At 42.2% G+C, this 22135-nt stretch carries 20 protein-coding genes; all 20 read right to left on the bottom strand.

What is annotated here, in order from left to right:
* The 20 genes from L2740_RS00405 to L2740_RS00310 all read right to left on the bottom strand — a co-directional run bounded on the left by L2740_RS00405 (position 1) and on the right by L2740_RS00310 (position 22131).
* Positions 1-450 (bottom strand): hypothetical protein, encoded by a 450-nt coding sequence (locus L2740_RS00405; RefSeq protein ID WP_248947972.1) that lies wholly within the window; start codon positions 448-450, stop codon positions 1-3.
* Complete coding sequence (locus L2740_RS00400) at positions 450-845, bottom strand: hypothetical protein (protein ID WP_248947971.1); 396 nt, start codon at positions 843-845, stop codon at positions 450-452. The genes L2740_RS00405 and L2740_RS00400 overlap by 1 nt, the downstream gene beginning before the upstream one ends.
* A gap of 160 nt (positions 846-1005) precedes the next feature.
* Positions 1006-1854, bottom strand: coding sequence for a CsgG/HfaB family protein (locus tag L2740_RS00395; RefSeq protein ID WP_248947970.1), 849 nt, complete (start codon positions 1852-1854; stop codon positions 1006-1008).
* A 2-nt stretch (positions 1855-1856) separates the two neighbouring features.
* Positions 1857-2270, bottom strand: coding sequence for a curli assembly protein CsgF (locus L2740_RS00390; RefSeq protein WP_420833489.1), 414 nt, complete (start codon positions 2268-2270; stop codon positions 1857-1859).
* A gap of 12 nt (positions 2271-2282) precedes the next feature.
* A complete protein-coding gene (locus L2740_RS00385) occupies positions 2283-2735 on the bottom strand; it encodes a curli production assembly/transport protein CsgE (protein WP_248947969.1) in 453 nt (150 codons plus the stop codon).
* Positions 2732-3367: a LuxR C-terminal-related transcriptional regulator gene (locus L2740_RS00380; protein ID WP_248947968.1), complete on the bottom strand. Its 636-nt coding sequence runs from the start codon at positions 3365-3367 to the stop codon at positions 2732-2734. Before L2740_RS00380 ends, L2740_RS00385 begins: the two co-directional genes overlap by 4 nt.
* A 105-nt stretch (positions 3368-3472) precedes the next feature.
* Positions 3473-4069, bottom strand: a complete 597-nt coding sequence (locus tag L2740_RS00375; RefSeq protein ID WP_248947967.1) for a curlin — start codon at positions 4067-4069, stop codon at positions 3473-3475.
* A 238-nt stretch (positions 4070-4307) separates the two neighbouring features.
* On the bottom strand, positions 4308-5456 hold the full coding sequence (locus L2740_RS00370) for a tetratricopeptide repeat protein (protein WP_248947966.1): 1149 nt from the start codon (positions 5454-5456) through the stop codon (positions 4308-4310).
* Positions 5457-5659: 203 nt separating this feature from the next.
* Positions 5660-7540, bottom strand: coding sequence for a bifunctional protein-serine/threonine kinase/phosphatase (locus L2740_RS00365; RefSeq protein ID WP_338056214.1), 1881 nt, complete (start codon positions 7538-7540; stop codon positions 5660-5662).
* On the bottom strand, positions 7530-8996 hold the full coding sequence (locus L2740_RS00360) for a NarK family nitrate/nitrite MFS transporter (RefSeq protein WP_248947965.1): 1467 nt from the start codon (positions 8994-8996) through the stop codon (positions 7530-7532). Before L2740_RS00360 ends, L2740_RS00365 begins: the two co-directional genes overlap by 11 nt.
* A 1-nt stretch (position 8997) precedes the next feature.
* Entirely contained in the window at positions 8998-9369 is a 372-nt protein-coding gene (gene nirD, locus L2740_RS00355; RefSeq protein ID WP_248947964.1) for a nitrite reductase small subunit NirD, read from the bottom strand.
* Positions 9366-11975: a nitrite reductase large subunit NirB gene (gene nirB / locus L2740_RS00350; RefSeq protein ID WP_248947963.1), complete on the bottom strand. Its 2610-nt coding sequence runs from the start codon at positions 11973-11975 to the stop codon at positions 9366-9368. The genes nirD and nirB overlap by 4 nt, the downstream gene beginning before the upstream one ends.
* 355 nt (positions 11976-12330) lie before the next feature.
* Positions 12331-12873 (bottom strand): ANTAR domain-containing protein, encoded by a 543-nt coding sequence (locus tag L2740_RS00345; RefSeq protein WP_248947962.1) that lies wholly within the window; start codon positions 12871-12873, stop codon positions 12331-12333.
* Positions 12860-14278: a glycosyl transferase gene (locus L2740_RS00340; RefSeq protein WP_248947961.1), complete on the bottom strand. Its 1419-nt coding sequence runs from the start codon at positions 14276-14278 to the stop codon at positions 12860-12862. Before L2740_RS00340 ends, L2740_RS00345 begins: the two co-directional genes overlap by 14 nt.
* A complete protein-coding gene (gene cobA, locus L2740_RS00335) occupies positions 14271-15329 on the bottom strand; it encodes a uroporphyrinogen-III C-methyltransferase (RefSeq protein ID WP_248947960.1) in 1059 nt (352 codons plus the stop codon). The genes L2740_RS00340 and cobA overlap by 8 nt, the downstream gene beginning before the upstream one ends.
* Entirely contained in the window at positions 15326-18292 is a 2967-nt protein-coding gene (locus tag L2740_RS00330; RefSeq protein ID WP_248947959.1) for a nitrate reductase, read from the bottom strand. Before L2740_RS00330 ends, cobA begins: the two co-directional genes overlap by 4 nt.
* Before the next feature lie 496 nt (positions 18293-18788).
* Complete coding sequence (cctA, locus tag L2740_RS00325; RefSeq protein WP_220781994.1) at positions 18789-19136, bottom strand: tetraheme c-type cytochrome CctA; 348 nt, start codon at positions 19134-19136, stop codon at positions 18789-18791.
* Between the two features lie 290 nt (positions 19137-19426).
* On the bottom strand, positions 19427-20290 hold the full coding sequence (htpX, locus tag L2740_RS00320; RefSeq protein WP_248947958.1) for a protease HtpX: 864 nt from the start codon (positions 20288-20290) through the stop codon (positions 19427-19429).
* Between the two features lie 378 nt (positions 20291-20668).
* Positions 20669-21334: a dethiobiotin synthase gene (gene bioD, locus L2740_RS00315; RefSeq protein ID WP_248947957.1), complete on the bottom strand. Its 666-nt coding sequence runs from the start codon at positions 21332-21334 to the stop codon at positions 20669-20671.
* A 26-nt stretch (positions 21335-21360) separates the two neighbouring features.
* Positions 21361-22131: a methyltransferase domain-containing protein gene (locus L2740_RS00310; RefSeq protein WP_248947956.1), complete on the bottom strand. Its 771-nt coding sequence runs from the start codon at positions 22129-22131 to the stop codon at positions 21361-21363.
* Positions 22132-22135: the final 4 nt, after the last annotated feature.

Raw genomic sequence — 22135 nt, 5'->3', positions numbered from 1 at the left:
TTAGCTGGCTCTTTTTATGCCCGTAAATCGATCAAGCTTAGGCTCTAGCACTTGACCTCTTACTTTTAAAAAAACTTTATAGCAATCAGAACATACATAACGACCTGATAGCGTATTTTTAGTCTCGTATTGATTACAGAAAGTACACAAACCAAAATTGGCAACTTTCTTTTGTTCCGTGGACTTAACCACCGACTGAGTTATCGGCTTTGCTGGGATCGAGTCGGCGATTAATACCAAGTTTTGACTGACTCCCAATACAAGTACCTTGAATAAGTAGATTGAAGATGCAATAACTACTGACGCAATCATAGTCATAATGCTTAACTCAGAAGCACTGGTTTTAATGACAAAAACTAAGCCTGCAACACACATTATTGCCGCTAAACAGCTTAGGGCTTTATCAATTAGCGGCAATTGTTCTGCAAACTCTTTTTGACTGATTTTCATTATCCAATCTCTTTGATCAGATATACCACACCGTCTTTCTCATAGACGTTTTTAACCTCATTACCCTCACCCAATACAACGACTTTATTGCCAGTTTCTGTTACCGCGTTACCGGCAGCATCTAACACAATAGCCATACCTAATGCCGTTAATAAAGGGGAATGATAAGCGTGATAATGACGGTGATGCTTTGGCACTACGATCACTTTTGTTTTTTTGTAGGGCTTTCTGACTTTTTGGCACTTAATACCACCAGCTCGTTCACAACCGACTGTTGCAGCTTGGGCAGAAAAAGAACTCACAGCTAATAGGCTAACGGTGGTGCTAACAGTAAACAGGTTTGCAGATAACACGCTGCCAATTAATGTCAGTCCTGTAAGTATTTTCAATTTCATCTATTGCCTCTTACCTGTAAATCTAAGATGCAAAGAGTATAAAGCAAAACTATACAGCTGTATAGTAAATAATCCAGCCAACATTCTATATGGATCTATTTGCTTTAAATTTTAGCCATAAAAAAAGGCATCCGAGATGCCTTTTGTAATTGTTATTGAACTAGCCTTGATCTATTCGTGCTTGCACACGTTCAATAGAATGAGCTTCTAACCAATACTTTTGTAATACTGGGTTTTTTAACCCTGCCTGAGTATCTGCAAGGTTCCAAGCTCTTTTCCAAATTCCATCTGCAATCATATGCACAACAGCACTTTCGATTGCTTGCGCAACACATAAACTAACAGGTTCATTTGATGTGTAACCCACTTCAGACTCGAGTAGTTCTTGAGCATCTATAAATTTAAATACCCCTGCTGTTAGCTCTTTAGACAACACCGATTTAGTCGTTGTCACACTGCTCAATAAGCGCCCAGTACGAATATCAACGGCTCGAAGATTAACGGTAATGCTGTCAACCCGAAATTGACTTGAAGCACCAATACCTAAGTATCGAGCACCTGCTCCCCCAGTACGAACATTGGTATCATAGGCAACAATGCCCCCTTCCATTAATATTTGCGCCGAATTGAGCTGACTTAAACTGGCCGCATCTCCTTTTAGCCCTGCACGAACTATCTTTCGCTCCGTTAGCAGATTTTGCAGCCCTTCACGCTCTACCGGAATAAACCAACTTGAGTCATTGAGTGCTTGGGCCAAGAATGCTGTGCCACTCTGAGGAACTGCTGTTGAAAAGTTACTCGATGGAATAGGCTTGTATTGACCTGTTTGATCACGAAAATCATAAACCGCTGCTACCATGCTGCCTTGAGGGTTAGGCAAACCGATTAAGTCGTAATAGGTGTCACTCTTAGGCATCAAACTCGATGAAGCCTCTATCTGTTCTAATTCACTAGTTGATGAACATGCAGTCACAAAACACAAAATAAAAAATGGGATTAGCTTTTTCATCGTTAGCCAGCTCCTGTACTGCTGTCTACAAGTCCACCGACTTCGATTATTGTTGTTTCACCAGTTACAACGTCGGTGATATGCACTAAAAGAGCACCATCTTCATTAACAACTTGGATTTCAAAGTCATCAGTCTTCAAATAGCCCTCACCGCCATTAGCCGCGTCATTAAAAAGCTGGCTCATTAATCGGGATTCCAGTGAACTTGCCAACCTCTCTAGCGCTGTAGGCGGCACGTAACTAGAGCCTCCCGTATGTTTATTTTGCGCAGAAGCATTAGATAGCAAGTACGAACCGTTTAAGTAACTACCACCAAAGTTGGGATTAACCGGCGTATAAATTAACTGGGTAGCGTGAACACTCGTGCCAAAAAACAGAAGCGCCAATCCACTGGTCATTTTTGTCATTTTATTCATGGACATTCCTTGTTAAAACTCATCAGGCGCTAGATCAGGATCTAGAAATTGTGCCCAGCTAGCTTGCTTCTGATGTTGCTTCAATTTTTGATTTACATATTTAGCTGCCGACATCGCTTGCTCATCTATATTGCGACTCGCTGGCGAAACAACTGTGATATAAATCGGTTTTCGGTTATGTAAAATACTGATTTTACTACCACTACGAGCTGTAGCTTGCTCAACAACCGTTAAGCCTGAATGGCGAGTGACACCACCAATATCCCGATAATCAGCGACAAATTGGCGATAAAATCTATGTCCAAAACGAGTCATGGCTCGATTAAGGATTAAGCCATCGATCAAGTCTGTTTCAACCTTTGGTGGCTTGTCGCTGGTGCTGGTTGCAGGCATAGACTTGATTGTTAACTCTTCAGCGTTTACCCATGAGCACAGCAGCACTAGACATAAAGCCCTGCGGATCATTGAGTAACTTCATGTAAATTGGTTTGCGCCCATGCAATGGCTTGGCCGCGACTTGATACACCGATCTTTCTAAATGCGCGGTAAAGGTGAGTCTTAATGGTACTTTCACTGACAAACAGCTTATTCGCGATGTCGATGTTAGTACTGCCACTTCTCAGCACTTGTAATACTTCTCGCTCGCGTATAGTAAGGGTTTCAACGTCATCCGTGACAGCATCTTTAGCGTTGTTCGATTCAATTAAAGATTGCGGAATAATTACTTTACCTTTAACTATTTCAGCCATCCCTTCACCAATCTGTTCAAGGGAAGCATCGCCATAGAATACGCCAGCGGTGACTGAAGCCTGTAATAAAAACCTCACATCAACTTGCTGCGGAAAATGCAAAAACACCACACGAGCAACATTGCTGCCTTTTTCTATTTTACGTTGGATCTGATATGCGGTTTGTACGTCAACACTGGCCAAGTCAATCAAGATTATAGTGATCCGGCTTTCCAATAAGTCACCATTAAAATGCTCCGGTGATACTCGATGTAACTTAACCAGAAACTCTTGTGGCCATCTAGTATTAAGTAAGTCCGCAAAAAGATGCGAACGCGTAACAACGACCCAATGTGTAACTTTAAACATAATCTTACTCCGTGTACTTTGTATCACCATCCATGTGGCCATTAGTGTAATACATATCTATTACATATATTCAACATATCGTTCAGTGAATTGTGCTTTTAAGATTCAATTTGAGGTATAACCTTGGGTGATCTGTGCCGAGCGGCCTTGACCATACTGAATAACCGACACTGCATGTCCTGTGCCATTTTGATAAATAGAGACATCGCTTTCATTACCGATCTGCAATACTGATGCACGGTTATCATTTCCTTGTTGTTCTAATTCCACACTAAGAAATGCACCTTGCTGAGAAGAAATAAACACATTATTAAAACCACTTTGAAGAATGTTAGCTTCTACTTCTGCGCCATTTTGATGAGCTAAAACATAATTACTACCACCAATTTGCTCAACGTTTGCCTGAGTTAAAAAGCCACTTTGGCTTACAATCGCGGTATTTGAGACACCTTGCTGATTAACTCCAGCATTTAAATTACTACCGTTTTGAATTATTGAGGCGTGATTGTCAAAGCCATTTAGCTCATCGAGCTGACTTAGATCTTCAGTCGCTTGTGTCGCTAAAGATGTCAGTAAGCCTGTAGCGATAACACTACTAATAAGCAAAATACTGCCAATAGAGCTTAATTCTTTATAAACTTTTAGGTAATTCATTACGCGACAATCAACCTTAACTCGAGCAAATGGAGATGACGCGGTCATTATGTAGGTAATTAATCTCTGCTTCATCAGACCTGAGTATGAAAGGCTGTGCATCATTAAGGTTATTTAGCGGGCAAAAATAAGACTAAACTACTAGTTGTGAGCCCTAAGTACTACGTGGATAGCTGTCTGAATAAAAAGTAATGATCTGTATTATTTGATGAATCGCAAATGGGTAAAGGCACTTAATAAAGCTCCTTTGCCCATAGACGAATAGCAAGATAAGAACCACCTTTTATCATTGCAAGGACGTAAGCCAATTTAGCTTAGCTAAGTAAACATCTTTATCTTCCCTAGACGATGAGTGAGTAAGAGCTAGCGAAATAGCTTTTTTCGCTTGTTGCGGTTCGCCTAATTGAAAGTATACCTTCGCTAAGTCGTAATAAGCTTTATGAAAATAATGGGTGTTTTTCAGGAATTTATTAAGATATATCTTTGCACTTTGATAGTCTTGTTGCGCCATAGCATCTACTGCTTGCAAATACCATGCGTAGGGGCTTTGATCATCAAGATTCAATAATTGTTCTTTGATAAGGCTAGCTTGCTCTGTTCGTCCTTGTAAACGCAGTAAAAAATGATAATTACTTAACAGAGAGATCTTGTTATCGGCCACTTCTAACCCATAACGATAAAGCTTTTCAGCAGACTTAAGATCACCTAACTTTCTAAGTACGACAGCCTGCATATTAATTGCCGGTTCATAGTCTGGTGCTAGTGTTAAGCTCTTATTTAGTAACCGATAAGCATAATCCAGCTTACCCGCAAATATGGCATCTGCAGCTAGATTTCGATAAAACATCGCAAAAAACTCATCTTGATTGATTATTTTCCCACCACGATCGTATTTATCAGGAAAGTAATCAATTTTGATTCGGTTTCTTCCAAACATAGCTCCTTCCTGATCTTCAACCGTTTCGTACATTAATGTTCGAACATGATCGGATGTCACTGCGACGTTATCGGAAATATCAAGTAAAACAGGCATGGTATGCATGACCTGAAAACGCAGTTCCACTTGCATTTCATTGGCAATCGCCAACGTTAACATGGCTAATGCCATGCAGTTACCACCATTATCTGCCAGCGACTGACTTGCAAAGTAGTTTTTACCTTGGTAATTAAAATTCACTAAGCGTTTTTTTATATACAAAAACGCTTGCTTATAATTAGCTAAGTTAACCACATGTTCTTGTTGAAGAAAGTCTTCTAGTGCGGTTATTTGCTCCGGGGTTAATCGATAAAAATCTTCCGGTGTAGGAATGGTCTGCTCAGATGTCGCAGCAACATAGTCCAATTGAGGCAATGTTGGCGTTGGGGTATTTGTATAGGTAGTCGCCTTGCATCCTTGTAATAAAATCAATAATGGTAAAATAAATATTAATCGCATAAAACATTCCTTTGTTATAGCTTTGACTTCACCGAGCCTCAACTCATCTATCCACTCATCGAACAACCAGTTAATGAGCCAAAACACTCTTCTATGAGCTAAACAGTCTTATTAATTCAAATCAGAAACTTTCTTCACTGCGGGTTTTATTTAGCCCAACTTAAAACAGCTAATCAAGAGCACAAGGTAAAAAACTCATTTCGCTATTCACTAAACACAACGAGTAGCATTATTATGGCCAGTAATAATCCACTCAAGATTTGCCAAAAAGCCAATGGATGTTTTTCTAGTAATGATTGCTCCCCCACAGGTTTATGCCACTCACGCACAGGAGTATTCATTTCATAGAGCCATTCACTCGTATCGTTATGACGATCTTTTGGGTCAAATTTCAAGGATTTTTGTAATGCGCTATCCATCCATATGGGGATCAGAGGATTTAGCGAATAACTAGGGATATAACGAAGTCGTTTAAAGTCTTTATCTAACAAGCAGTCAGCTTGCTTAGCTTTAAAAGGCAGTTCATTTGTTAGCATTTCAAACGCAATAACGGCTAATGAATATAGATCGACTTGATAGCTTGCTTTATATCGCAGCAGAACTTCAGGGGCAGAATAATCAGCAGTACCAAGAATACTATCTCGTTCTAAAGATGTTGAGATCTCAGCAATCCCCTTTATATAACAAGCGCCAAAATCGATAATCTTAACCTGACCATTATTGTCGATAAGGATATTTTCTGGTTTCAGATCTTGATGTAGTGTTTCTTTGCGATGAAACGCGCGTAAACCAGCTTCTATTTGATTCAAAATACCAAGCACAACTTGTATATCAGGCTTAGGATGCAGTTGTATCCAGCGTTGTAATGTTATTCCCTCTATATATTCTGTTAAATAATACAGCGCAGACTTTGGTCTGGCTTTGTCTTTTATCGTGATAACTTGCGCACTATTAATCCGCTCACCAACCCAGCTCTCCAGCAAAAAACGCTCAATATAAGCGGGATCATCTTGATAATTAAGTGACGGTGTTTTCATGCAGGCAAGTTGGCCTTGCACGTCCTTAACAAGATAAACTTGGCTGCGTTGGCTCTGATGTAAAATTTTAAGCACGGTGTAACCATCTAGCCTCATCCCTGCACTTAATGGAGGTGGAAATGGCAATTGAGTAAAACTACGATGCAGATCATCTAAGGTCTGCTCGGGTAATGCATTCACACTAATACATTGGCAACTAACATTATCCATCGAACCACTATTGATTGCAGACTCTACAAGTTGCTGGCTAACCTCCTCACAATCATTATCGTTAAATGCAATTTTACCGTTAGTTAAACGAGCTTCAATTTTGCTTTTAATATCAATATCGCATAAGACATCATGTACACCATCGGTCATTAATAAATAAATGTCATTGACCGCTAATGCAATGGATTGATAATCCACATCGATATTTAGATCTAACCCTAATGCTCTGGCTAAGTATTTGTTGCCGTTACCTACTAGACTAATATGATCACAAGAAAGACGTTGTAGCTCCCCCTCCCGGTAACGATATATCCTTGAATCGCCAATATGCAGCATATGTAAATGACAGGATTTAAACACCAGCGCACTAAAGGTGCATACATAGCCGCGCCTTGCATCTCTATAATCTTGACCTAGTCCATAAAGCCAACGGTTCAATGCCGTTAGTACTTTTGAACTCGCTTTCTTGACTGACCAAAGGTCTGGAGTTGAATAATAATCGGCTAAAAAATTGCTCACGCTTATCGCTGAAGCTGCAGCGCCTTTTTCGGCAAGGCTAACGCCATCGCTAATCGCTGATACCGCTCCTTTACTTGTCAGCAAATGGCCACTAGGAACGCGGATCCCGATAGCATCCTCATTTTCCGCCTTAGCCCCTTTATCTGAAAACTGACCAGCCGATAAGCACAGCTGTACTTCCGTTGCGAAAGGAAAGCTGTGCTGTTCACCATCAATAGAAGATGATCGACTCATAGTGGCCAACGTATCGCCAGAGCTGGCTTTAAGGCGAGATACCTCGCCTTTCAATTCAGTGCTAGCCATTGTCTTAACTGACACTAATTAATGTCACTTCACCGTCATCGTTGACTTCAGCAATATGACCTTTGGGCTCTGTCATAAAGAACAGTGTAAAAAATCCAAATACCGCGCTTGCAGCAATGACATAGAAAAAAGTCTGAGTAGATACCATGGAGTAAACCGTTAGGAAAAACACCGCGCCCACATTACCGTACGCTCCAGTCATGCCTGCAATTTGCCCTGTTAGGCGGCGCTTAATTAACGGCACAGCAGCAAATACCGCGCCTTCTCCACTTTGCACAAAGAAAGAGCACAGCATAACCATGGCAATAGCAAAAGGTAATCCCCAGCTACTGTCTATTTGTGCAACACCAAAATAACCTAATGCAAGTCCTGCGGTTAATATGAGCAGTGTTGATTTGCGGCCAAAACGATCACTTAACCAGCCACCGCCAGGGCGAGACATTAGATTCATAAAAGCATAAGAGGATGCAACCATACCCGCTTGGGCCATACCTAATTCAAATGTTTCGGCAAAATATAGGGGTAACATAGACACGATTGCGAGTTCAGAACCAAAGGTTGAAAAGTAGAGTACGTTTAGCACTGCCACCTGTTTAAACTGATAGCGTTCAAACTCGGGCACTTTCCCAGTAAACACCTGCTTGTTAACACTAAATGTTTGCAAAAAATCGGCGGCAAAAATAGCAAATAACAACAGATAAATGCCATTGACCATATTAGCTGAAAGCATTGCAACACCCGCTGGCGAGAGTTTCCAAGCCAGTAATCCTAAGGTGGCATACATAGGAAGCTTCATTACCACCAGTAGAACAAAATCGCCTTTACTACTGACTTCCATCGCTCCTGCTTTTTTAGGCTTAAAATAGGTTGAGCCTTTAGGTGTATCGGTTACGTTAAAGTAATAAATAAAAGCAAAAACTAAGCTCATTAAGCCTGTTAAGCCAATAGCGTAACGCCAACCATCTTGTCCACCAAATGCTAGCGCTATCGCAGGTAAGGTAAAGGCCGCAGCGGCTGAGCCAAAGTTACCCCAACCACCATATACTCCTTCAGCAACGCCTAACTCCTTAGCCGGAAACCATTCACTCACCATACGGATCCCAATCACAAAACCGGCGCCAATAAAGCCAATTAGGAACCGCGCCAAAGCAAGCTGTTCAAAGCTAGTGCCGACAGCAAATATAAAACAAGGAATGGAGCACAAGCCCAACAACAATGAATACACTCTTCTGGGGCCAAATCGGTCAGTGACCATACCTATGATGACTCTCGCAGGAATCGTCAGCGCAACATTTAAAATCAATAAAGTTTTAATTTGCGAGCTGGTGAGGCCAATACTATCGGCAATAACACTAATAAGCGGCGCTGCGTTAAACCAGACAACAAAGGTGATAAAAAACGCCATCCAACTCAAATGCATAACTTTCATCTTGCCACTAAAGCTAAAGAGGTTAAATTTTTGACTACTCATTTTATTCCTCCTCACTTTGGCTTGATTGCTGCTCAATATGCGTTGGTACAGATGTAACTTTAGCTAAAATTTTTCCCTGCAGCTTTTTTACCTCATAACAGTTAACCTTCAGTGTAGCGCTTTCTAAACACTGACCGGTTTGCAAATCATAGTGCTGTTTATGAATAGGAGAAGACACATACATTTGATTGCCCAACTCACAAATTAGCCCTCTTGATAACACGCTTACACCTGTTGCAGGATCGATATTATCAAGTGCGAATATGCCTTTATCGCCCATATTAAACAAGGCTATCGCTTTACCTAAGGCCCATGCTGCTACGCCTCTATTACTTGGCAGCGCAGCCTCTTCACATAAGGTTACCCAACTCATAATATGACCTCCTGTTCTTCAATTATGGAAACGGCAATATCTCCAACCCTGTTAGCTGACGGGATTACCGTGGAAAATGTTTGTACATCAGACTGCATTGGAAATTTCTGCTCACGCAGATATTGGTATGGATTTTCACTATATTCAGGCGCATCTTGAGGGTTGACAAACTCATCAAAACGACTGAGGAAATGTTTATCATTTAGACTGGTCTGCCATTCACACTGATAGCTGCTCACCACCTTTTTCATCTGTGCTTCAAGCTCTGCTGCGAGTCCAAGTTCATCGCCAATAATCACAGATTGCAGATATTCGAGGCCGCCCGCTAATGACTCCATCCATACAGAAGTGCGTTGTAATCTGCCTGCTGTTTTCGAATAGAACATCAAGATCCGATCAATGTAACTGACCAACTGCTCTGTCGATAAGTCAGTCGCAAACAAATCCCCATGTCGTGGGCGCATGCCACCATTACCGCAAACATAAAGGTTCCAGCCATTTTCGGATGCAATCACACCGATATCTTTGCTTTGGGCTTCGGCGCATTCACGCGTACAGCCTGATACGGCCATTTTAATTTTGTGCGGAGCGCGCAGGCCCTTATAACGATTTTCTAATGCGATGGCTAAGCTAACCGAGTCTTGTACGCCGTAACGGCACCAAGTATCACCAACACAGGACTTTACCGTACGTAACGACTTACCATAGGCATGACCCGTTTCAAACCCAGCTTCGATCAATTGTTGCCATATTTGCGGTAGCTCTGATAATTGCGCCCCAAACATATCAATTCTTTGGCCACCAGTGATTTTGGTGTAAAGGTCAAATTTTTTAGCTATTTCACCTATGGCAATCAATTTATCAGGAGTGATTTCGCCACCAGCAATACGTGGTACGACTGAGTAACTGCCATCTTTTTGCAAATTACCTAAGTAAGCATCATTGGTATCTTGCAGCGCCACATGCTGCTCTGAAAGCACATAGTCATTGTCTAATGTGGCGAAAATCGACGCCGCTAATGGCTTACAGATCTCACAACCTAGCGCTAAGCTTGACGCACCGGCTTTTGCGTGTTGTTGATAAAGCGTGCTGAAGTCTTTAATGCCGCCAACTTGGCACAAATGAAACAAGGCTTGTCTATCATGTTCAAAGTGGCAACACACCCCTTGCTCTGTTTCTATACCTTGCTCAACTAGCGCTTCATCAATAATTTGCTCAACCACTGCAGCGCAGCCACCACAGCCTGAAGCGGCTTTAGTGCAGGATTTAATTTCTGTTAAACTATGTTTTCCTTCTCGAACTTGTTCACAGATAGCGGACTTGGTTACCTGATGACAAGAACACACTATCGCATTATCTTTTAGACTAATCGGGGCTGAATTATCAGCCAGTAACAATGTCGCTGCAGGCGCCTCCAGTGGCTCTGCTGACAAATACGCGCTGAGTAAACTGGTATATTCATCCACATTGCCAACCAATACCGCCCCTTTTAAGTATTCGCCGGTTTCATCAAGCCAAAGTTTTTTGTAGATCCCCGCCTGTCTATCAGACAGTTCAACATATTGGGCATTTTCAAAGCCGCGACTTTTACCAATGGAAGCCACATCAACTCCCAGCAGTTTAAGCTTGGTGCTCATATCTGCGCCCTTAAACTGACTTGGCGTATTATTGAGGTACTCGGCTGTGATTTGTGATGCCACGACATTCGCCATTTGGTAACCAGGCGCTACTAATCCAAATATTTTTTGCTGCCACAATGCACACTCACCAATGGCAAAAACATCGGTAATTGAAGTTTGACAGTAGTCATCAATAACAATGCCACCGCGCTCCCCTACCTCGATATCTGTGCCTCTCGCTAGGCTATCTTGTGGGCGGATCCCCGCTGAAAAGACCAACATATCGGCTTCAAGGAAACTACCGTCACTAAAATTCATTCGATGACGAGCACGCTCTCCATCAACAATTGCTGTGGTGGCCTTATTTAGATGGACGTTAACGCCAAGCGCTTCAATTTTCTGTTTTAACAGTTGTCCCCCGCGCTCATTAAGCTGTACAGACATTAACTGAGGCGCAAATTCCACGACATGAGTATCGAGCCCTAATGACTGCAGCGCATTAGCGGCCTCAAGTCCAAGAAGACCGCCGCCGACGACGACGCCAGAGCGAGAACGGCTAGCTGCTTGCTCAATGGCCTTTAGATCGTCAATAGTGCGATACACCAAGCAATCAGACCTATCATTACCATTAATTGGCGGCACAAATGGGTATGAGCCAGTGGCTAATACGAGTTTGTCATAACTCATCCGCCCCTGCTCAGTCACAACCTGTTTATTAGCAGTATCAATCGCCGTCGCTTTTTGGCCTAAATGCAAGGTGACGCCCTGTTTTTGATACTCTGCTTGACTGGCTAGCATCAAGCTGTCTGCGCTACCCGATTCAAAATATTTTGATAACTGGACGCGATCGTAAGCGGCAATTTGCTCTTCACCTAACACTTGAATATCGTAATATTGACTCATTTTCTGCTGACACAGTTGCTCAATAAAGTAATGCCCAACCATGCCGTTACCCACAACTAGCAATTTCTGTTTTGCTTGTTCCATTTCACGCCCCCTGTGTTAACTATTTTGGGCAAACAAAAAGGCGCCACTCCTCTACAGAAGATGGCGCCTTTGCCCGAAATCCATTAAATTTTGATGGCAGCTTTTAATAACCAGACCATTTTAAAGCTGCTTTATAATTAATACGTCTGTGTTACTAAGCTCATGCTACTAAGAGCACATCATTCAATCAGTCGCAAAACGCATGCCAGCTTAAACACCCGCACGAAAGCGAATGCAGGTCACTGTTTTAATTAGATAAAAACATTTATCGTCTCGCTGTGCTTTTTCAGCACGGCTAACTGACTCACTTTACTTGCACTTATTTGGTTCATTGGAGAACATCGACAGTGCAGGACTACTTACACAACTCTTTTGCCACAGCAACAAGGCTTGTTCCATGCTGCATAGCATATTGCTGCAATTGTTGATGTGCTTGCTGTTCATTAAGTCCAACTGATTGCAACTTACTTTTCGCTTGATAAATAATTTGCTCAGTAACTAATTTCTGCTCAAGATGCTCAATTTTAGATAATGTGTTATTCGCCACTTTAAAACGCAGTAACGCCAGCTCTATCACAGCATTAATACGGCTCGCGGATAATGTTTGCGGCGTATACGTTATGCGCCCGCACTGTAGTAAACGCGTTAACTGGTTTTCGCTGATCTGCTCACTGCAAACAATCAAGCTCACGGGGGAAAAATCCATTAAGCGAGCAATAAACGCTAAATGACTCTCGGTGATTTTTTTAAGGTTTAACAGCAACAAGTCTGACTGTGCTTCAAAATGAATACGCTCACATTCTAATAAATTCGATATTGGCAGCAGTTGATGCCCTGCATGATTTAGCTGGCTCACATAGCACTGGTCGCTCGATTCCGTAAAGCTAATAATGCGCATTTGCAGACTCCTCTTGCTTATTACGACTCGTTAGCTTTGGAACTTGCTTGGTTTCAGGGCTATTTATACTGTCAGAACTGTCCCTCTGCTCGAGTCGATCTATCAGCTCAAGGCTATCTATCAGCTCAGGGCTGTTTACCTGTTCAGGACTATCTACCCGCTCAGAGCTGTCTATTCGCTCAGGGCTGTTCATCAGCTCAGGGCTTTTAATATCTCGAATTAAATAGGCAAAGCTTTGCTCAGTTAAATGCTCGGCCTGTCTACGTGCATCAGTTAAGGTTAATGATGGATTTTTTAGTAAATTTACTGCGGATAGCGTGCTTTCAATGACCGCCTTTGCACGGACGCGCTCATTTGTGTCGATAACGGTTTCTTTCTCAACGTCAACAGTAGCGACTTTTGTCGGTAAATATTCGGTGTTACTCCCAATTAAGGTGGTTAACCAGTTTGCAGACAAATGCTTGGCAAGTAACTTATCACCTCTCAGCATATCTAACGCTGTCGGTAGATTAATGCTTAACACTTCGTCCTCGCCGCTAACGCCAGCAGATTGACAATCAATATCCTGCCACGGACTAATAAACAGCTTAGTACTGCATCTTGGATTAATTTCAGCTTCACCTTGATAGCCTTTAAAAATCAACACCCTTGATGCTGGCACGTACTGCGCCAAAAGCTTAGCAACCTTAACGTGCAGCGATGCTAAACCACCGTGAAAATAACTGCGTATGTTTAATTGAGCATTGCCGGGATTCAAACAGCGTATCGCCGTTTGATAAAGGCTTCTTAAGCCTAATTGTTGGTGAAGATCTTTAAAGGTATCGGCAAATGCGGTGAGCTTGTCTGCATTGACATAACAAAGCCCATCTCGGTCTAATATAACTTGAGCCTCCGCAGCTGAGTTGACCTCAACTATGCCTAAAGCTTGAATGACATCGCCTACATGATGACGATGATGCAATACACGATTGTCACCATGAATAAGTATTCGCTCACCTTGCTTTGCCAAAGCTTTGGCACAAAAGAGCATATAAGGTAACTGATCGCGTTTACCTGCGTAACAAGGCCAATCAAGGGTAATATTTAGCGATTGCCACTGGGGATCAACGCTTTGCTTTAGCGCAAGTGTTACCCCTGCAATCTCTTCGGCGCTTTCACCTCGAACTCGCATTAACATAAGCGCTGCACTTAATTGAGCCGCCGTTCCAATGCCAAATTTAAATCCTTGGATGAGTTGAAAACTTTCATTAAGGCTTAAGCTTCGCGAGCCTTTTTTTCCGCGTCCCAGCGCCTGGATAAGTTTTATATAGCCGGCTTTGTCAATCAGCTTATCAGGTTTGCAGCTACCAATATGTCCCATTAGTAAATTGCTCGTTGATACTGCACATAGGTTTGCTTTATCCATATACACACTCATTAGCGGCAATAGATTGTGAACAAAATGCCAGGCAATGTTCAAGCTCAGCGCCAATCGAGACCACTTCTCCCACTATGATGAGCGTCGGCCCGGTTTGCTTGATGCTTAGTGCATCTTGCGCCATTTGATCAACACGACTGAACTTTATTGTCTGTGATTGCCTTGCACCATTGGTAATAAAAGCAACAGGTAAACAGCCTTCTGCGCCAGCTAACATTAATCCCGTTGCAATATCTAACGCCTTCTCTTTACCCATATAAAACACTAAGGTGCTATTAGCTGAAAGCAAGCCTTGCCATTCATCTATAACTGCTTGCTCTTTTTTGTTATCGCAGGTTCTGCCAGTAACAAAAGTGACGCTTCGAGCTACTTTTCTATGGGTCAGTGGGATGCCACTGCTTGCGGCGCAACCCAAAGCCGCAGTAACACCAGCAATAAACTCGCTCTTAACACCCCGTTTAGCTAGAAATAGTGCCTCTTCACCTCCGCGGCCAAAAACATTTGGGTCGCCACCTTTGAGTCGCACCACTTTTACCCCCGAGATAGCCAAATGATAAAGACTTTGGTTAATCTCATCCTGGGTACGACTTTTCTGTGCAAAACGCTTCCCCATGTAGATAAGGCGGCAATGAGTCGCTGCTAATTGTAAAATCTCTGCACAAACTAAATTGTCATAAACAATGACATCCGCCTCTGTAATCACCTTTGCCGCTTTTAAAGTGAGTAACTCAATGTCACCACAGCCTGCGCCAACAATTTTTACAATCTGATATTGTTTATTAATGAGTTTATTTTGCTCAGAGCTCTTAAAGCACTGTAAGGCAAGTTGCTTTAGTTGCTGAATTCTTGTCTCTGTGTTTGTACTTTCCACACCAGTTCGCTTGAGCGAGCACAATTCATCAATATTCAATTGCCCACTAAGTTGAGAAGTTGTCAATTGTTGAGCGCTAAACTCCTCAACCGTTTCAGAATTAATAAATTTTATATTGTTCAAAGACTTAAATAGCACCTGCTTAATAAATTCTATTCCCTGCATCATGCCACCTCCTGTGTCGCCAGTTCTGCGGATTTTAGCGCCACTCTCGCAAGATCTGTGACTTGATTAAGACAACTGCCACAAGCAGCACTACAACCTAATGTTTGCTTAGCATTATTTACCAATTGGGTTACCTCAAGTTGCTCAGTGCCAAGAGTTTGTATTGTCTCAAGCATATTGGCAGAGATCGCAGCTTGAGTTACGCCGTTACAAGCACAAATTAACGGGCTTCCACCTGCTTTAATAAGCCTAGATAGCTTGCTTAGCCATTCATTATCAACGCGTTGATTAAGCAGAGCTTGCACCGCATTCACATCAACTTTGACTTCTCGGCTATCACTAATGCAAAGACCAATGACAGAGCCTTGCTTGAGCAAACAGGTAATCGTGTAACCTGAAAACTGCCACTCCAATGTTTGCGCAGGGATATTTGATAAACCAACTGCATCGCTAAATGCTTTACTAACAAGCTCTGCTTTTACCGCCGCAAAATGATGACAAACACCATCATTAATGGTTTGCTTTACACACCAAATAAGCTGTCTGAAATCCACAACAGACGTACCCCAGATGATCCCTTGAACCGCAACGGGATAAGCCTCAATTTGCACCCGTTGGTGCTTAAACCCTGGTTGCAATGACCAAGGATCTACATAACTTTCCAGTAGCTGATTGACCCCCCCACTGTGGCTAAATTGAGTTGACCAATGCATCGAACAGAAAGCTGAGCCCGGTAACATAGCCTCATCAGCAACCGCTCTTGCAAACATGTTTTCATTTGAATTAACCCCAGTCAGTTTGACAAGATCTCCAGAAGCCATCTGCAATTTATCCAAGGTAAAAGGGTTAAGCAAAACCTCAGGTTGATAATCACTTGCCGATAGGCTGGCAATATGACCCGTTCGCGTCATGGTGTGCCACTGATCTCGCGATCTGCCAGAGTTAAGCCATATTCCATTTGACACAGACTTTTTATCAACTTCTTGTGTTAACAAAGGCGTTGCAATGAAATTGGCCAAACCATTGTTCGTTGAAAAACGCCCATCTTGATATAAGCGTTTTTGAGGTAAATATTGAGACGGTTGTAGCGTTTTTTGTTTTAGGGGAATATTAAGCAGCTCTTGAGGCTTATCTTTACTTAAAGTATTAATTTGCAAACAGCTTAATTGCTCGCTCTTTTTGGTAATAGGCCACTGCATTGGCCCAAACTGGTCGTACTCCTGCTCGCTGATATGGCTTAAACCAGCTAAGGTAAATTGCTTATTGGGAAAGTGACTAACCACTTTATCGGTAAGCATCGCGTGCTCGGTAAAAATCTGATGACTATTGGTAAAATTAAAACCTTGTTTAAATCCAAGCGCCTTCGCGACTTCGCAAATAGCCCACCAGTCTGCTTTTGATTCGCCTTGTGGTGTAACAAAACGACGCTGGCGACTAATGGTCCGCTCACTATTGGTCACCGTTCCTGACTTTTCTGACCAACCTTGGGCAGGCAAAAGTAAGTCTGCGTATTTAGCCGTATCTGTATCAGCAGTAATATCTGACACCACCACAAACTCACAGCGCTTAAGTCCTCGTTTAACTAAAGACGTATCGGGTAATGACACTAATGGATTAGTACCCATTATCCATATGGCCTTGATTTCACCCGACGCCATCTGGCTGAAAATTTCTGTCGCGGTAAGTCCTTTGCTTTTTACTACAGACTCTGTTTGCCAATACTCACTAAGTAAGTTGCGCTCCTGCAAAGTAAATCCCATATGTGCAGCAAGTTGGGTCGCCATACCACCAACTTCACGTCCGCCCATTGCATTTGGCTGACCAGTTAAAGAAAAAGGTCCACAACCAGGTTGTCCTATATCGCCCATCGCTAGATGACAATTAATAATGGCATTATAGGTGTCTGTACCGATAAGAGATTGATTTACACCTTGCCCACTGGCTGTAACAACTTTATTTGCTGCTGAAACCAGAGGCGCAGTCGCGGTATAGAGCTGATAAAACCAGCTAATATCTTTAACTGTTAACCCCGTTTTAACAGCCACCTTCTCAAGAGAATGACATGAGTTTACTGCTTGAATTGCTTCTTCAAATCCTTGGGTATTATTTTGAATATAAAAAGGATTTTTTCGACTTGAGTGACTAATTGCACTTAATAACCCATTAAATAAAGCCAGATCTGATCCTGGTTGCAATTGCAGATGCAGATCGGCATAAGATGCCGTAGCGGTTTTACGAGGATCGACAACCACCAACTTAGTTCCCTTTTGTTCTCTGGCCGCAAGAATGCGTTTAAACAATACCGGGTGTGTCCAAGCGGTATTGGCTCCAACAAGAACAATAACATCTGCCAATTCAAAGTCTTGATAACAACCTGGAACAACATCTTCACCGAAAGCACGAGTATGCGCAGTGACGGCTGAAGACATACACAAACGCGAATTAGTATCGATATTTGCGCAGCCTAAAAAGCCTTTAGCCAACTTATTTGCAACGTAATAATCTTCTGTAAGCAATTGCCCTGATAAATAAAACGCAATTGAATCAGGGCCATGCTTTGCAATAATGCTGTTAAATTTCGATGCAATCTTATCGATCGCCTCGTCCCAAATAATCGTTTTGCTGGCATTGACTTTTACTGTTTCAGTCTCGTCCTTGTCACTATCGCAATGGTTCTGTCTTCGGTTTAATCGTGGATAAAGCAGTTTATTTGGGACCTTTGTCCCTTCAAGCAAACTCATGCCCTTGGCACATAACTCACCAAAATTTGCAGGATGTATTGCGTCGCCATATAGATCGATATGCTTAAGATTACCCTCCCTCGACCTAGATACACTGACCTTTTTAAAAGCATTATCAGATTGAGTTATCGAAGCTTTGAAATTTTTTTCCTCTGATATACCTCGGCTGATCTCTATCCCGCAGCCTACACCGCAGTAAGCGCATGTTGTTTTACAGCTCGGCATTTGCTCGCTCCTCAATGAAAGTCATATAGGAGACAAAGCAAATAATAAGCCAAAATTTAAACAACTGTTTTAATTCTAGAAAATGCGTTATACAAGGCTAACAAGTAAGAGGAAAAATCAATATACGCCCAACTTAAGTGCATTTATATGCACTAAGAGTGCACACAATATGGAAATGATTTAAGTGAATACATGTGGTCTTTAATCATAAAAACCGAGCAGAATGGGGAGAGTTTATGTACAAGTTATGCCACTAAACCCGCGATTTCTCCACGAATATAGCAAAGTTTCACCCCGTCGATAGTGTAATAACTATAAAAGGCAGCAAGACATAGAGCAGCATAATTACTCGACACTAACGTGCTAAATAATGTTAATCACTTGATGTTTAATCAAAAAATTGAACACATAACAACGAGATATACTCATCAAATTTTAGCCATAAAAAAGCCAGCTTTCTAGCTGGCTCAATTTAGAGTTTTGAATTAATTCAAAATTACTTAAGTACAGACTCAGCTGTACGACCGTCATCATGACAGCTGTCACAAGTTGGCTTATCACCGACATTCATTTCGTGCGGTGCGTGACAGTCAGCACACATTAGCATGCCATCATGTGGTTGGTGAACTGCGTCCATTTCAGCTAATGTACCGTGACAAGCTTGGCACTGTTCAAATTCATACTCGCCGTCTGCAGATGGAGAACCGTCAGCGTGACACGCCTCACAACCGTCCATTTCTGCATGCATTTCAGCAAGTTCTTGACCTTCAGCAAAAGCAGAAGGAGATAGTGCTAACGCAGCGAATGCCGCGCCAAAGATTACGCTCAGTAGTTTATTGCTCACAATTGTATCCTCATTTGATGGGCGCATAGTGAAAACTTATATGTCAGGTTGTTTTCATCTTGCGATCAATATTTTTTAGCACGACTTAGATTAATTTAGCTAAGCATTATCTAATTCGCAACTAATTTAGCTGCAAGATCATATCATTGTGGTTTTGGGCAAAACGTGCGCTCAATCAAATTAACTCGTGGAATATGCTCGTTTTCACTATTTATCACCTTGATTTTGAGCAATAAAAAAGCGGTTTGAGCTTTATCAACTCAAACCGCTTTGTTTAGCAATATGCAATATTAGCTAGCGCGTAACGCCGCAATACGCTTTTCTAGTGGTGGATGACTCATCATCAATTCCGCCATAGACTTCTTACCGTTAATACCAAGTGCAGACATAGATGCTGGCATTGCTCCTGTTTCAGGGCCTTGGCGTAATCTATCAAGTGCTGCAATCATCTTCTCTTTACCAGCAAGTTTTGCAGCGCCTTCATCGGCTCTGTATTCTCGAATTCGTGAGAAGTAAGCAACGATGATTGAAGCCAAAATACCAAATAACATATCAAGAACGAAAACGACTGCCATGTATGCAAACATACCTAGGCCTTCACCTTCTTCATCGTTACTTGCAACGAAGTTATTGATAATGCCAGCTACAACACGAGCAGCGAAAATAACGAAGGTGTTCACAACGCCTTGGATAAGGGTCAATGTCACCATGTCTCCGTTAGCTACGTGGCTAACTTCGTGAGCAAGTACAGCTTCGATTTCATCTTGGCTCATGCCGTACAATAGGCCGCTACTTACTGCAACTAAAGAATTGTTCTTGCTTGGACCTGTTGCAAATGCGTTTAGCTCTGGAGATTGGTAAATTGCCACTTCTGGCATTTTAATCCCAGCTTGCTCTGCTTGACGTGCAACGGTTTCAACTAACCAGCGCTCAGTGTTATCACGTGGTGTTGTGATCACTTCACAACCCATGGTCTTTTTAGCCATCCACTTTGAAATAGCTAAGCTTATAAATGCACCACCAAAACCAAAAATTGCTGCGAATACAAGTAGTCCGCCCATGGTTGAGGTGTTTACACCTAAAATAGACATCACAATAGATGCCACTAGTAAGATCGCCATGTTAGTGGCAATCAGTAAAAATATACGCTTCATTTAAGCTCCTGTAGGATACAAAGTACCTGATATACACTCTTAAAAGACATAATATGTCCGGTAAACGAGATTTCAAGGGGAGACAGCAAAAATTTTGCCTTGTCGCTTCAATAGTAGACGACTTCGCTCCACTTTATATCAGGCGCTCAGATTCTAGGGTGAGTTCATTAATCTAAGATTAAAATGATCCCCGTTACCCTAATATTCTGTCTGTTATTGATTAATCTTTTTTAACAATGAGATACGCTGACTTAATTGCTCAATTAGCAAGCAAGTATTCTAGCACTACACGTCTACATAAAACCTTTAACGGCAAATGATTTAGCACTTATGTGGTAAACCATTTACCCAAACAATCTTAATTGTGCTAGTGACTAATTAACCTAAAACACTAAGATCTAGGTATTCTGCCGCATTCGCTGCTGATGGCTCTGCAAGATAGGGGACATAGCCAATAAAAGGTGCAGTTATGTTTTGTTTTAGAAAATCCAGATTCTCAGCTTGATTAGCCATCTCTGGATCCACTTGATTTGCAACCCAACCAATAATATTCAAACCATCGGCCTTAATTGCTTCTGCAGTTAATAATGCATGGTTTAAACAACCCAATTTCATACCAATAACAAGGATCACTGGTAGTTGCATTGATTGCACAACTTCAGATAAGAAATGCCCTTGTCCAAGTGGTAAACGCCAACCACCAGCACCCTCAATCACACAAAAATCGGCACCAACATACTCTGCCATTTTAAGTTGTGCCGTGATACGGTTAGGAAGCAACTCAACACCTTTCTCTGCAGCTGCAATATGCGGAGCTATAGCAGGTTCAAAAGCAAAAGGATTAATATCTTCATAAGGCAGTTTGATGGTTGAGGCCGCCATTAGCGCTAAGGCGTCGCTATTACGCAAACCACTTTCAGTTGTAGCACAACCTGATGCAATTGGTTTAAAACCAAGAGTTTCACCTTTAGCAGCAGTTAATAAAGCAGATGAGATAAGCGTTTTACCACAGTCGGTATCTGTACCGGTTACAAAAAAAGTCATGTTCTCTCCAAGTCGCTCAGCTGCGATTAACGCTTTTTGCGCGCCTTAATAAAGCTAATATTATAAGTTAGGGGAAGGCCCTCTGGGGCTCGGCTCAACTCTGCCTTAGCTTGCAGTGCTTGCCAATCTTTACGTCCTCTCAGTGTGACTTGAGGCAAGTTAGTGGCTTTCGCAGGCTTAACAATCGCAGCCCCTACCCCTTTGATTGACTGCAACATCGCTTTGAGATCAGAAAAATAAACATTAACCGCTTGAGTCTCGCACACCTCAATATGCCAAAGATCAGTATCAAAACATGCCAGCAAACGACTTGGTGCTATAAACTGGTTTATTTTAAAACCGAGATCGCGTAGCTGATACAAACTATCTTGCGCCACTATGCTTAAATTGATTTCCCCGCCAGCTGTTAATACTCGATTAGCCTCGCTAATTGCCAGCTCCAAATCATCGCACCACTGCAGGGCTACATTAGAGTAGATCCCGTTAACGCTTGCTGACGCAAAAGGCAGGTTTTGTGCATCTCCACAAACGGCTAGGTATTCAGGAAAGTTAGTAGCCAATATTCGTAGCATGCCCGGCGCAATATCAAGACTGGTAACTTGCTCTAACCCGTTTAGGTGAGTAAAGCTAGTGCCTGGACCTGCTCCAATATCTAACAAATGTTTACAGGGCGACATTTGTGCCAGTAATCGTTTAGCAGTTTGCTGCTGCAACACATCATAACTATGGTATTGATCTGCAGCAGCAGAGAAACATGTCGCCACCCGCTGGCTTAGCCCATTTGATCCTTTATTCACTGCA

This window comes from Shewanella pneumatophori (genome assembly GCF_023283895.1).
In the GTDB taxonomy this organism is placed as follows: domain Bacteria; phylum Pseudomonadota; class Gammaproteobacteria; order Enterobacterales; family Shewanellaceae; genus Shewanella; species Shewanella pneumatophori.
This window is presented reverse-complemented; position numbering and strand designations above follow the sequence as displayed.